This window comes from Hymenobacter coalescens (assembly GCF_054783195.1).
This window is the reverse complement of record NZ_BAAGRA010000016.1, coordinates 364,505-376,936: the sequence shown is the minus strand read 5'-3', so window position 1 is coordinate 376,936 and position 12,432 is coordinate 364,505. Positions and strand designations below refer to the sequence as shown.

10 protein-coding genes and 1 tRNA gene are annotated in these 12,432 nt (G+C 62.9%); 5 read left to right on the top strand and 6 right to left on the bottom strand.

The window, feature by feature from the left end; all coding sequences use genetic code 11:
• Positions 1-114: 114 nt before the first annotated feature.
• Positions 115-1,254, top strand: coding sequence for a DegT/DnrJ/EryC1/StrS family aminotransferase (locus tag ACYVKQ_RS13035; RefSeq protein ID WP_460675779.1), 1,140 nt, complete (start codon positions 115-117; stop codon positions 1,252-1,254).
• A 9-nt stretch (positions 1,255-1,263) separates the two neighbouring features.
• Here the strand turns inward: ACYVKQ_RS13035 and ACYVKQ_RS13030 are convergent, their stop codons facing one another.
• The 5 genes from ACYVKQ_RS13030 to atpD all read right to left on the bottom strand — a co-directional run bounded on the left by ACYVKQ_RS13030 (position 1,264) and on the right by atpD (position 7,044).
• Positions 1,264-2,454 carry a Riean_0653 family protein gene (locus tag ACYVKQ_RS13030; protein WP_460675778.1) on the bottom strand — a complete coding sequence of 397 codons (1,191 nt, stop codon included), beginning with the start codon at positions 2,452-2,454 and terminating at the stop codon, positions 1,264-1,266.
• Positions 2,455-2,786: 332 nt separating this feature from the next.
• The gene (locus tag ACYVKQ_RS13025; protein ID WP_460675777.1) at positions 2,787-3,908 is read right to left on the bottom strand and encodes a trans-sulfuration enzyme family protein; all 1,122 of its coding nucleotides are present in this window, start codon (positions 3,906-3,908) and stop codon (positions 2,787-2,789) included.
• 109 nt (positions 3,909-4,017) lie between these two features.
• Positions 4,018-5,076, bottom strand: a complete 1,059-nt coding sequence (locus ACYVKQ_RS13020; protein WP_460675776.1) for an AI-2E family transporter — start codon at positions 5,074-5,076, stop codon at positions 4,018-4,020.
• Positions 5,077-5,207: 131 nt separating this feature from the next.
• The gene (atpC, locus tag ACYVKQ_RS13015; RefSeq protein WP_460675775.1) at positions 5,208-5,453 is read right to left on the bottom strand and encodes an ATP synthase F1 subunit epsilon; all 246 of its coding nucleotides are present in this window, start codon (positions 5,451-5,453) and stop codon (positions 5,208-5,210) included.
• Between the two features lie 85 nt (positions 5,454-5,538).
• Positions 5,539-7,044 (bottom strand): F0F1 ATP synthase subunit beta, encoded by a 1,506-nt coding sequence (gene atpD / locus ACYVKQ_RS13010; protein WP_460675774.1) that lies wholly within the window; start codon positions 7,042-7,044, stop codon positions 5,539-5,541.
• A 254-nt stretch (positions 7,045-7,298) separates the two neighbouring features.
• Between atpD and ACYVKQ_RS13005 the strand changes: the two genes are divergently transcribed.
• The 4 genes from ACYVKQ_RS13005 to pth all read left to right on the top strand — a co-directional run bounded on the left by ACYVKQ_RS13005 (position 7,299) and on the right by pth (position 9,932).
• Positions 7,299-7,371 (top strand) — tRNA-Gln (locus tag ACYVKQ_RS13005).
• A gap of 185 nt (positions 7,372-7,556) precedes the next feature.
• Positions 7,557-8,486 carry a ribose-phosphate pyrophosphokinase gene (locus ACYVKQ_RS13000; RefSeq protein ID WP_460675773.1) on the top strand — a complete coding sequence of 310 codons (930 nt, stop codon included), beginning with the start codon at positions 7,557-7,559 and terminating at the stop codon, positions 8,484-8,486.
• A 218-nt stretch (positions 8,487-8,704) separates the two neighbouring features.
• Positions 8,705-9,277 carry a 50S ribosomal protein L25/general stress protein Ctc gene (locus tag ACYVKQ_RS12995; protein ID WP_460675772.1) on the top strand — a complete coding sequence of 191 codons (573 nt, stop codon included), beginning with the start codon at positions 8,705-8,707 and terminating at the stop codon, positions 9,275-9,277.
• Positions 9,278-9,365: 88 nt separating this feature from the next.
• On the top strand, positions 9,366-9,932 hold the full coding sequence (gene pth / locus ACYVKQ_RS12990; protein ID WP_460675771.1) for an aminoacyl-tRNA hydrolase: 567 nt from the start codon (positions 9,366-9,368) through the stop codon (positions 9,930-9,932).
• Positions 9,933-10,298: 366 nt separating this feature from the next.
• On the opposite strand, the gene metG is transcribed toward pth, so the two are convergent.
• Positions 10,299-12,344, bottom strand: a complete 2,046-nt coding sequence (gene metG, locus ACYVKQ_RS12985; protein ID WP_460675770.1) for a methionine--tRNA ligase — start codon at positions 12,342-12,344, stop codon at positions 10,299-10,301.
• Between the last annotated feature and the right edge of the window lie 88 nt (positions 12,345-12,432).

Below are 12,432 nucleotides of genomic sequence, written 5' to 3'. Positions count from 1 at the left end.
CCCAAACCACCGAACTTGCGCCGCCCGTACATCTTCCGGGGACGCGCCCCCTGTTCTGCCCCTTGCTTCACTGCCCGCTGCCGCCCTGCGGCCGCCGGCCTTCCGCCCTCCCCGATGCGTAGCGACGACCACGACCGGCTTTACCTCTCGCCGCCCCACCTTGGCCGCCACGAGCTGAACTACCTCCACAAGGCCATCGAAGACAACTGGGTGGCCCCGGTGGGCCCCAACCTCGACGGCTTCGAGCGCGACCTGTGCCAGTACACCGGCGCGGCGCACTGCGTGGCGCTCAGCTCGGGCACGGCCGCCATTCACCTGGCGCTGCGGCTGCTCGGCGTCGGGCCCGGCGACGAGGTGCTGGTGCCCTCCTTCACCTTCGTGGCCACGGCCAACCCCGTGCGCTACCTTGGCGCCGAACCCGTTTTCATCGACAGCGAAGCTTCCACCTGGAACCTGTGCCCCGAGCGGCTGCGCGAGGCACTGGAAGACCGCCGCCGGGCCGGCAAGCGCCCGAAAGCGCTGATCGTGGTGCACCTCTACGGCATGCCCGCACGCCTGACGGAAATCCTGGCCGTGGCCACCGAATACGAGGTACCCGTGCTCGAAGACGCGGCCGAAGCCCTCGGCTCCCGCTACCGGCAGCAGCCGCTGGGCTCGTTTGGCGAGCTGAGCGTGCTGTCGTTCAACGGCAACAAGATCATTACCACCAGCGGCGGCGGTGCCCTGCTCACCCCCAATGCCGACTGGGCCCGCCAGGCCCGCTTTCTGGCCACCCAGGCCCGCGACGCGGCCCCGCACTACCAACATTCCGAGCTGGGCTACAACTACCGCCTGAGCAACCTGCTGGCCGGCATCGGCCGCGGGCAGATGGAGCTGATCGAGGACCGCGTGAAGCGCCGCCGCGAGATTTACGCGCTCTACCACGAGCTGCTGGCTTCCCTGCCGGCCGTGCAGGTGGGCCCGCCCGAACTCGCCGACGTACGCGCCAACCGTTGGCTGACCACCATTCTGCTGCAGCCCGAGCACACGGAGCGCACGCCCGAGGAGCTGCGCCTGCACCTGGAAACGCACAACATTGAGGCCCGGCCGCTGTGGAAACCCCTGCACCTGCAGCCGCTCTACGCCGCGGCGGCCATGTACGGCGGCCACGTCTGCGAGGACCTGTTTCACCGCGGCCTGTGCCTGCCGTCCGGTTCCGCCATGACCGACGCCGACGTGCGGCGGGTAGTGCAGGCGCTGCGGGAAGTACTGTAGCGACCCCGGCTAGTGCCGGCGCAGCCAGGGCCCCGGCTGATACCGCACGTCGAAGCGGCCGGCGCGGAGCGGCAGCGCCTCGCTCCGGCCGTGGCGCCGGTTGTATAGGTGCCCCTCGAAGGTGCCCGACACCACCCGAGCCACCGTATCGAAGCGGGTAATCGTGACGCGCACGCGCTGCAGCTCGGTGCTCACGTAGCCCGTATCATCGGCTGCCGGGCGCGTCTTGTGCTGCCACAGGCTCATATAGGGTCCGAAAGCCGTGTGCGAGCTGGTAGTGTCGGGCCCGAGCACGTACATACCCGGACCGCGCAGACCGGGCAGGTTCAGGTAAATGTTGCGCAGCTTTTCGCCCACGCGCATATACGCCGACACCTGCAAGGTAAAGCGGCGGCCTGGGCGGCGGTCCAGGTCTACGTCGAGGCTGGCCATGGCGCCGCGCTGCCGGCAAAGTCCGGCTTCGAAAACCGGTAGAAAGTCGCGCCACACCTCGCCGCCGAATTGGCAGCCGGCGGTGCCGGCCCCGATTCGGGTGGCAGGCGGCAGCGCCAGACGTAGCTCGCCGCGGCGGAGCAGCCTGTCGAGGCGGACCCGCTCGGTCTGGCAGCGGCGCTCAGCGGCTTTCAGCGCATCCAGCAGTTGCTGCTCGTCGTCGTCGAGGCTAAACTCCCGCGCCGGCTTCTGCACCGGCGTCCACTGCTCGTAACCCGGCGGCACGGCCGCGGCGTGGCCCCGGATTTCCAGCTCCACCGGCGTCACCCACCGCAGCAGCGGCGTCACCGGCGTCAGCCGTACGTGGCGCGACTCCTGGCTTGCCTCGGTGAGCGTCCACACCGTGCGGCGCTGCGAAACCAGCAAGGATTGCCCGCGCCGGAAGTACACGTACTTCGTTTTCCAGGTACCGGGGCTGGTGTCAGTGCCGAGGAAAAACTGGTGGGCATAATGGGCAAACATCCAGCCCGGCGTGCCCAGCGGCCCGAGCAGCAGCAGCGATACGCTCAGCCCAACGCCCACGCCCAGCCCGCCCCACAGCAGCACCGGCAGCCCGCGGCCCCACCCGAAATGCCGGGTCGCGGGAAACACCAGCAGCCACAGCCCGACGTGCAAGCCGCTCACTACCGTCTGGTTGGTAGTTTCGAGCGAAGGCAACGCCACGAGCAACGTGCCCGCCAGACACAGCAGCCACAGCCACGCCAGCACCGCTCGCAGTCTACCGGCCGTTGATTTTATACCAATTACCGCCGCCGGATAGCGCCGCCCCAGCAGCCTAGCGGCGAAGTACCCCAATAATACTGCCCCTATCAGCAGGTATACCATAATGACGGCTAGGCGAACTTGGTAGCTTGGATATTATTACCAAGGCGCTGAGGATTGCAATGGGTTGATTGGCAGTTGAAATTCGGTAGCCGTGGTAGGCAACTTAGCTCAAAACCTAGTATAATGGGTTTATTAAGTTCATTCGTCGGCACAAAACCCGCGTTGAGTAGTACAAAGTTGGTCGCAGTGGTATAACCCGACTCCTTTTTTTCGAATTAGCTCAGGGCCTGCTGCAGATCCGCCAGCAATTCGTCCACGGGCTCAATTCCCACCGACAACCGCACCAATCCGATGGTGATGCCCAGCGCCTGCTGCTGCTCGGGCGTTAGCGCGCGGTGCGAGGTGCCCAGCGGATACGACAAGGACGAATCGACCCCGGCCAGGGACGGGGCGAAGGGGAAGCGCTGGGTGCGCCGCATGAAGTGGCTCACAGCTTCCTGGTCGTCGGCCAGCTTGAAGGAAAGCATGCCGCTAAACAATCCTCCGCCCTGCTCGGCGGCCAGCGCATGCTGCGCGTGCGTAGGCAGGCCTGGGTAGTACACCGACCGCACGGCCGGGTGCTGGCTGAGCATGGTAGCTATGGCCAGGGCGTTGTGGCTGTGCTCCCGGATGCGCAGGCGCAGCGTCTTGAGGCCGCGCACAGCCAGCCAGCTTTCCATCGGGCTCAGGGTAAGGCCATAAAACACGCCGATCTGCTTGAGCCGGGCCGCTACTTCCGGATCGGCCGCCACGGTCACGCCGGCCGTCACGTCGCTGTGGCCGGCAATATACTTGGTCACGCTGTGCAGAGTGATGTCGGCCCCCAGGGCCAGCGGCCGGGTCAGCAGGGGCGTGGCGAAGGTATTGTCGACAACCAGCTTCAGTCCCAGCGCGTGGCAGTGCGCAGCCAAGCGGCGCAGGTCGGCCACGCGCAGCAGCGGGTTGCTGATGGTTTCGGCCAGCAGCAGGCGGGTGGTCGGCTGCACAAACGACTCCAGCGCGTAGAGCTGCTCGAAGGGCACGTACGTCACCGTGATGCCCATGCGGCTTAGCTCGGTGTTGAGCAGCGCGGCTGAGCCGCCGTAGATGTCGGCGGCGCACAGCACATGGTCGCCGGCCTGGCAGTAGGCCAGCAGCGCCGCGAAGATGGCCGCCATGCCCGAGGACGTGGCCACGGCTCCCGCGCCGCCCTCCAGCTGCGCTACCGCCGCGGCCAGTTCGTCGGAATTGGGGTTGCCGTTGCGCGAGTAGAGGTAGCGGCTGGTCGGGTCCTGGAAGTATTGTTCCAGCTCGTCCAGGTCCTGAAACTTGAAGACCGACGTCTGGTAGATGGGCGTGATTTTCGGGTGGATATCCATGCGGAGCAAGGCAAGGCGGCCGGCGAAGGGCGCGCAGGTGAAGGCTGATGCGTTGGAAGTGCAAGCTACGCCTGCCCGATGGTTTTTAGGCGAACGGCCGCGGCCGGGGCTACTGCTCGCCGGTAATGCGGGCGGCCCGGTTTTCGCGGCGAAACACCTCCATCAGCACCAGGAAGTACGACACCAGCAGCGGCCCCACCACCAGCCCAATGATGCCGAAAATCTCCACGCCCAGCACCAAGCCCACCAGCGTTACCAGCGGGTGAATGTCGCCCATGCGCTTGGCCAGCACGATGCGCAGCAGGTTGTCCACGTTGATGATGACCACCACCCCCACCAGCAGAATGCCGATGGCCCGCCCTGTTTCGCCCTGCGAAAACTGGTACAGCGCCGCCGGTCCCCACACCAGGGGCGTGCCCAGCACGGGCAGAAAGGCCATGAAAAAAGCCACCACGCCCCAGAACAGCGGGTCGGGCACCTGGAACAGCAGCAGCGTGAGGCCCGTCAGTACGCCCTGCACCAGCGCCACCAAGGCCTGGCCCAGCACGTTGGCATTCACGTTGTTTTTGAGCGACTCGCCCAGCTCCGTCATGGTTTCGCTGCGGAAGGGCAGGTAGCGGCGCAGCCCGAGCAGGAAGTAGGTTTCCTGCATAAACAGGTAGTACATCGTGAAGAGCATCAGGCCCACCACCACCAGGAAGTTCAGCGCGCTGCTCGCCAGCGTCGGCAGCCAGCTGCTCACGCGGCCCGCCACCTGCTGCAGCAGCTGCCGCACGTTCTGCTGGGAGGTTACCTGAAAGCCGGTAGCCTGCTCCAGCTTGTGCACCGCGTCCAAGATGCGCTCCGGGTGCCGGGCAAAGGCCACCAGCCGGTCGATCAGCAGGGTGCTCAGCGCGTAAAAAGGAATCACCAGCACCACCACCGTGACCAGCAGCACCAGAATGGTGACCAGGCGCCGGTTCCAGCGGCGGCGGTGCACCAGCGCCACCCACAGCGGCCGAAACACCACGAACAGAATGCCCGCCGCCAGAAAAGCCGTCAGGTACTGCGCCAGCCCCATCACCATCAGCCCGCCCAGGCCCAGCAGCGAGGCAATCAGCAGGACGTGGCGCTGCCGGGGGGTGTAAATGTTTTCGATGGCGCTGAAGGGGTCCGGGAGCTGCGGCATGCGGAAAGCAATGGAAAACGTACGACGCCGCAACGATACGACAACGGCGCCTTGCCGACCGCGCCAGGGCATAAAAAAAGCCGTTCCTGCCGGGGCGGCAGGAACGGCTTGCGTACGCGGCGTAGGCGGGCTTACACCAGCACCGACTCCGCCAGTACCGTAACGTTGTTGCGCAGCACTTCCACCACGCCGCCGCTCACCTGGAACGACTCGCGGCCGGCCGCGCTGGTCACGCGCAGCTCACCGGCCTGGAGGGCGGCAATCATGGGCGCGTGGTTGTTGAGCACTTCAAACTGGCCGGCAGCGCCCGGAAATACGGCCGAAGAGACTTCCCCCTCGAACACCTTCCGGTCCGGCGTGATGATTTCTAAACGCATATCGTTGATTGTTTAATTGTGAAGTGTTGATTGTTGGATGTTCAGAGACTTTGAAACAATCAACACTCCACAATCAGCAATTAAACTATCGGGCTTCAGCCAGCAGACGCTCACCCTTGGCTACGGCGTCCTCGATGGTGCCCACGAGGTTGAACGCCGCTTCCGGCAGGTGGTCGTACAGACCGTCGATGATGCCGTTGAAGCCTTTGATGGTGTCCTTGATGTCCACCAGCACGCCTTTCAGGCCGGTGAACTGCTCGGCCACGTGGAAGGGTTGCGAGAGGAAGCGCTGCACGCGACGGGCGCGCGATACCACCAGCTTGTCTTCTTCCGAGAGTTCGTCCATGCCCAGGATGGCGATGATGTCCTGCAGTTCCTTGTAGCGCTGCAGAATCTCCTTCACGCGCTGAGCCGTGTTGTAGTGCTCGTCGCCGATGATGGCCGGGTCGAGGATACGCGAGGTCGAGTCGAGCGGGTCCACGGCCGGGTAGATGCCCAGCTCGGCGATTTTACGCGACAGTACCGTGGTGGCGTCCAAGTGGGCGAAGGTCGTAGCCGGCGCCGGGTCAGTCAAGTCATCTGCCGGTACGTACACGGCCTGCACCGAGGTGATGGAGCCGCGCTTGGTGGAGGTGATGCGCTCCTGCATGGTACCCATTTCGGTAGCCAGCGTGGGCTGGTAACCTACGGCCGAGGGCATACGGCCCAACAGAGCCGATACTTCCGAACCAGCCTGGGTAAAGCGGAAGATGTTGTCGACGAAGAACAGGATGTCGCGGCCGGTACCGGTGCCGTCGCCGTCGCGGAAGTTTTCGGCTACCGTCAGACCCGACAGGGCCACGCGGGCACGGGCTCCGGGAGGCTCGTTCATCTGGCCGAACACGAAGGTGGCCTTCGAGTTGGTCATGCCCGCCACGTCTACCGCGTCGAGGTTCCACTCACCTTTCTCCATGCCGTGCATGAACTCGTCGCCGTACTGTACGATGCCGGCTTCGATCATTTCACGCAGCAAGTCATTGCCTTCGCGGGTACGCTCGCCCACACCGGCAAATACCGACAGACCCGAGTAGGCCTTGGCGATGTTGTTGATCAGCTCCTGAATCAGTACGGTTTTGCCTACGCCGGCACCGCCGAACAGACCGATCTTACCACCCTTGGCGTACGGCTCGATCAGGTCGATAACCTTGATGCCGGTGAAGAGGATTTCAGTGCTCGTGGAGAGGTCCTCGAAGCGCGGGGCCGAGCGGTGAATCGGCAGCGAGCCGGTAGCCGAGGGCTGGGGCAGGCCGTCGATGGCCTCGCCCACCACGTTGAACAGGCGGCCGAGCACGGCGTCGCCGGTCGGCATCTGGATCGGGGTGCCCAGGTCACGTACCTCGGCGCCGCGGGTCAGACCGTCGGTCGAGTCCATGGCAATGGTGCGCACGCGGTCCTCGCCCAGGTGTTGCTGGCACTCCAGGACTACGCGCTGGCCGTTGTCTTTGATGACTTCGAGGGCGTCGAGAATGTTGGGAAGCTTGGAGCCTTCACCCGCGAAGCTCACGTCCACGACGGGGCCGATAACCTGGGTGATTTTGCCGGTATTCGCCATTGCAGTTCTTTATAGGGAGAATGAGAGCAGTTTCAGGCCGCAAAAGTACGGACCATTCGCCGCATGGGCAAACCGGCTCGGCCGTGAAAAAGTGCAGAAACTTTTCTGGCTGAAAATCACCGCAAAAAGGCCGTTTCTAAGCCCCTTGAGGGGCTTTCCTCAAAAATTTTTTTCGGGGAAAATTTGGAGGCCGCCAAAACAGCGGTACATTTGCAAACCCAAACGGCACAACCACTGGTTACCGCAAGGGAAATTGTCCGATGGTGTAACTGGCAACACGCTTGATTTTGATTCAAGAAAGTCCAGGTTCGAGCCCTGGTCGGACAACAAAAAAGGCGCTGGCCCCCTCTTCGGAGCGGAGTCGGCGCCTTTTGCGTTTTCCGGTGCTGGCGGTACGGTCCACGCGGTAGCTGCGGCAGCGGCCCCGCCGGGCCGCCGATCCAAGGCAGTGCGCGCGGCCGCTTCGCGGTTCCGGTGTCTTGGTTTGCTTACCCCCTAGTCCCCTTTCCCTCATGGCTTCGCAGGTCAAAATCTTCTCCGGCACCACTTCGCGCGAAGTGGCCGAAAAAATCGCCGCCGCCTACGGCACCCAGCTCGGCGACCTCACCATCCAGCGCTTTTCCGACTCGGAAATCGGGCCGAGCTTCAACGAGAGCGTGCGCGGCTGCGAGGTGTTTCTGATCCAGAGCACCTTTCCGCCCGCCGACAACCTGATGGAGCTGATGCTGATGGTGGACGCGGCCAAGCGCGCCTCCGCCCACAAAGTCAACATCGTGATGCCCTACATGGGCTACGCCCGGCAAGACCGCAAGGACAAGCCGCGCGTGAGCATCGGCGCCAAGGTGGTAGCCGAGTTCATTCAGAGCGTGGGCACCGACCGCCTGATGACCTGCGACCTGCACGCCGGCCAGATCCAGGGCTTCTTCGACATTCCGGTGGATCATCTCGACGGCTCCACCATCACGGCGCCTTACATCCGCTCGTTGAACCTGGAAAACCTCATCTTCGCCTCGCCCGACGTGGGCGGCGTGGTGCGCACCCGGGCGTTTGCCAAGAAGTTCGGCGCCGAAATCGTGGTCTGCGACAAGATGCGCCTGCGGGCCAACGAAATTGCGTCCATGCAAGTCATCGGCGACGTGACGGGCATGAACGTGGTGCTCGTGGACGACATCGTCGACACGGCCGGCACTATCTGCAAGGCCGCCGATTTGCTGCTGGAGCGCGGCGCGGCCTCGGTGCGGGCCGTCATCACCCACCCCGTGCTCAGCGGCCCAGCTCACGAGCGCATCCGCAACTCCTCGCTGGTGGAGCTGATTACGACCGACACGATTCCGCTGCGCCAGGAAAACCCCAAAATCAAGGTCATTTCGGTGGCCGACCTTTTCGCCCGCGCCATCCACAACGTGGTGTCGCACGAATCGATCAGCTCGCTCTTTATATAGAGGAGTTCTGATAAATCTTCTGTCATCCTTCGCGTTGCTTGCTCAGGATGACAGAAGATTTGTAGTTCCGCTATCCTTGACCTGCACATATAGTTGCTCCGCGCTTTTCAATCCCAACTTAACCGCGTACCTTTGCGGCTCCTTCGGCTGCACTGGCCGGGCGGAACAGTTTCATTTCAAGGTCTTTAACCGGACCACACTTTTTCAACACCAGTATTATGAAAAGCCTGGAGATTGTAGGGTTTAAAAGAGCGAATCTCGGCAAGAAAGAGGCCAAGCGTCTGCGCCTGGAGTCGTACGTACCGTGCGTGATGTACGGCGGCGAGACGCAGGTGCACTTCCACGTGCCGGCCATTCTGTTCCGTGAGCTGCTGTACACCCCGGAGGTGCACATCGTTGATCTGAACATCGAAGGCGACACGTACCGCGCCATCGTGCAGGACGCCCAGTTCCACCCCGTGAACGAGATGCTGCTGCACGTTGACTTTTTGCAGCTGCAGGAAGGCAAAGAGGTGAAGATGGACGTGCCGATCAAGTACGTAGGCGTTTCGCCGGGCGTGCAGCAAGGCGGCAAGCTCGTATCGAAGCTGCGCAAGCTGAAAGTAAAGGCCCTGCCCGAGAACCTGCCCGACTTCGTGGAGGTGAACATCGGCGACCTGGGCCTGGGCAAGTCGATCAAGGTAAGCAAGGTGGAAACCACCGGCTACCAGATCCTGACCAACCCGCTGTCCCCGATTGCGACCGTGGCCATCCCGCGTGGTCTGCGTGGCCAGCTGCAAGCTGAGAAGTAATTTCTTCGCGTTTCGCGCAAGAGAAAATCCTGCTTCGCCTCGCGGCGGGGCAGGATTTTTTACGTTTGCGCCCCAGTAAGACTTCTGTATGAAATTTCTGATCCTCTGCCTGGGCAACATCGGGCCGGAGTACGCGGATACGCGGCACAACGTGGGCTTTATGGTGGGTGACTACCTGGCCCGCAAATTCGAGGCGGCGCCCTGGGTGCTGGGCCGGCACGCTTTCACCACCGAAATCAAGCACAAGGGCAAAACCTTCGTGCTGGTGAAGCCCACCACCTACATGAACCTGAGCGGCAAGGCCGCCGCGCACTGGCTCAGCACGCTGAAGCTGGAAAAGGAACAGATGCTGGTGGTAACCGACGACCTCGCCCTGCCCTTCGGCAAGCTGCGCCTGAAAGGCAAAGGCTCGGCCGGCGGGCAGAACGGCCTGAAGCACATCCAAGAGACGCTGGGCACCGACGAGTACGCCCGCCTGCGCTTCGGCATCGACTCCAGCTTCAGCAAGGGCCGGCAGGTGGACTATGTGCTCAGCCCCTTTTCGGCCGACGAGCAGATTGACCTGCCGCTACGCCTGGAAAAAGCCGCCGAGGCGGTGCTGGCCTTCGGCACGCTGGGCATTGAGCGGGCCATGAACGTGGTGAACGTGAAGTAAATCCTTTATGCAAGTCGACGTTGAGGAATTAGCTTTTCTGTTTCAAAGAGCCATTGTTTATCTCGGAAGCATCAGTGCGCGCTTTGACCTAGAAACAGATTATTATGCCCTCGTCCCGACGGAGAAGTGACAAAACCTGGAACATCCTCAACCGGTCATAGGCTCCCTATTTGATGATGCAGCCGAGCTCAAACGAGTTCTTGTAGGCGAAGCACCATTTGCCGCCGTTGACTTGGATCGGTTGACTGCTCTCCTGCGAGCTTTAAGCCAAACGGTTGCGCCGATCTAATTCAACCAAGTTTTGTCAATATAACGCAAAAGCCCCGCCGTATGCTTACGGCGGGGCTTTTGCGTTTCTGAGTAGAGCTACGCCACGAACGAACCAGGCCGCACGGGCTGGCCGGGCTGCATCAGGCTGAGCTTGCCGTCGGCGTTTTCGGCCATCAGCAGCATGCCCTGGCTTTCGATGCCCTTGATTTCGCGCGGGGCGAGGTTCAGGAGTACCAGCACTTGCTGGCCCACCAAGGCCTCGGGAATGAAATGTTCGGCGATACCCGAGACGATGGTGCGCTGGTCAAGACCGGTATCCACGGTCAGCTTGAGCAGCTTTTTGGTCTTGGCGACCTTTTCAGCTGCGAGGATGGTGCCGATGCGCAGATCCATGCGGCCAAACTCCTCGAACGACACGTTTTCCTTGGCCGGCTGCACAGGCGTGTTGGCCAGCTGATTGGCTAGTTTGGTGTCGAGCAGCTTCTGCACCTGGGTTTCCACGGTCTTGTCCTCGATTTTGTCGAAGAGCAGGAAGGCTTCACCGAGCTGGTGACCGGCGGGCAGGGCGCGGGAGTTGCCGGCCGTGGCCCAAGAGGCTTTTTCGGTGTTCAGCATGCGGCCGAGGTTGCCGGCAGCTTCGGGCAGAAACGGTTCCAGCAGCGTGACAAGGCTGGCAGCCAGCTGCAGGGCCACGTGCAGCACGGTGCCGGTGCGGGTCTCGTCGGTCTTGATGAGCTTCCAGGGCTCCATGTCGGCCAGGTACTTGTTGCCCAGGCGCGTGAGGTTCATCAGCTCATTGAGCGCGTCGCGGAAGCGGTAGTTTTCAATCAGTTCCCCGATGCGCTGCGGGAAGTCGGCCAGCTGGGCGAATACTTCCTGGTCGGCGGCGGTCAGCTCGCCGGCGGCCGGTACCTGGCCGCCGAAGAACTTGTGGGTGAGCACCACGGCGCGGTTCACAAAGTTGCCGAGGTTGGCGACCAGCTCGTTGTTGTTGCGCGCCTGGAAGTCCTTCCAGGTGAAGTCGTTGTCCTTGGTTTCGGGGGCGTTGGCGCAGAGCACGTAGCGCAGCACGTCGGCCTTGCCGGGAAAATCCTGCAGGTATTCGTGCAGCCACACGGCCCAGTTGCGCGAGGTCGAAATCTTGTCGCCTTCCAGGTTTAGAAACTCGTTGGCGGGCACGTTGTCGGGCAGGATGAAGTCGCCGTGGGCCTTGAGCATCGCCGGGAAGATGATGCAGTGGAACACGATGTTGTCCTTGCCGATGAAGTGCAGCAGCTTGGTGCCCGGGTCCTGCCAGTACTTCTGCCACTCGCCGTCGGGCAGCAGGTCTTTGGTGGCCGAGATGTAGCCGATGGGCGCGTCGAACCACACGTAGAGCACCTTGCCCTCGGCGCCCTCCACGGGCACGGGCACGCCCCAGTCCAGGTCGCGGGTGACGGCGCGCGGGTGCAGGCCCTGGTCAATCCACGATTTGCACTGGCCGTACACGTTGGTTTTCCAGTCTTGCTTGTGGCCTTCGATGATCCACTCGCGCAGCCAGGGCTCGTACTGATCCAGCGGGAGGTACCAGTGCTTGGTTTCGCGCAGCACCGGTTGGTTGCCGGAGAGCATGGAGCGCGGGTTGATGAGCTCCGTCGGGCTCAGCGAGGAGCCGCACCGCTCGCACTGGTCGCCGTAAGCGTTTTCGTTGGCGCAGGTAGGGCAAGTGCCCACAATGTAGCGGTCAGCTAGAAATTGCTGGGCTTCTTCGTCGTAGTACTGCTGGGAGGTTTGCTCGGTGAACTGCCCGGCCTCGTACATCTTGCGGAAGAAGTCGGAGGCCGTTTGGCGGTGCGTGTCGTTGGAGGTGCGCGCGTAGATGTCGAACGACACGCCGAAGTCTTTGAACGAGTCGCGGATGATGGCGTGGTACTTATCGACCACTTGCTGGGGCGTGACGCCCTCCTTCTGGGCGCGGATGGTGATGGGCACGCCGTGCTCGTCGGAGCCGCAGATAAACTTCACGTCGCGGCCCTGGGCGCGCTGGTAGCGCACGTAGATGTCGGCGGGCAGGTACACACCGGCCAGGTGGCCGATGTGCACCGGGCCGTTGGCATAGGGCAGCGCGGCCGTGACGGTATAGCGTTGAGGAACAGTTTGCATCGGGAAGGAAAACAACGAAGGCCGCGCGGCACCGGAGCCGGCAGCCAAACAAATTCAAATTTGAAAGCGCAAAGAAAGGACGATTGGG

What these genes read in the sequence shown, in the direction of transcription:
- ACYVKQ_RS13035 (WP_460675779.1), top strand. Translation starts at nt 115, where the DNA reads ATGCGTAGCGACGACCACGACCGGCTTTACCTCTCGCCGCCCCACCTT.
- ACYVKQ_RS13025 (WP_460675777.1), bottom strand. Translation starts at nt 3,908, where the DNA reads ATGGATATCCACCCGAAAATCACGCCCATCTACCAGACGTCGGTCTTC.
- ACYVKQ_RS13020 (WP_460675776.1), bottom strand. Translation starts at nt 5,076, where the DNA reads ATGCCGCAGCTCCCGGACCCCTTCAGCGCCATCGAAAACATTTACACC.
- atpC (WP_460675775.1), bottom strand. Translation starts at nt 5,453, where the DNA reads ATGCGTTTAGAAATCATCACGCCGGACCGGAAGGTGTTCGAGGGGGAA.
- atpD (WP_460675774.1), bottom strand. Translation starts at nt 7,044, where the DNA reads ATGGCGAATACCGGCAAAATCACCCAGGTTATCGGCCCCGTCGTGGAC.
- ACYVKQ_RS13000 (WP_460675773.1), top strand. Translation starts at nt 7,557, where the DNA reads ATGGCTTCGCAGGTCAAAATCTTCTCCGGCACCACTTCGCGCGAAGTG.
- ACYVKQ_RS12995 (WP_460675772.1), top strand. Translation starts at nt 8,705, where the DNA reads ATGAAAAGCCTGGAGATTGTAGGGTTTAAAAGAGCGAATCTCGGCAAG.
- pth (WP_460675771.1), top strand. Translation starts at nt 9,366, where the DNA reads ATGAAATTTCTGATCCTCTGCCTGGGCAACATCGGGCCGGAGTACGCG.
- metG (WP_460675770.1), bottom strand. Translation starts at nt 12,344, where the DNA reads ATGCAAACTGTTCCTCAACGCTATACCGTCACGGCCGCGCTGCCCTAT.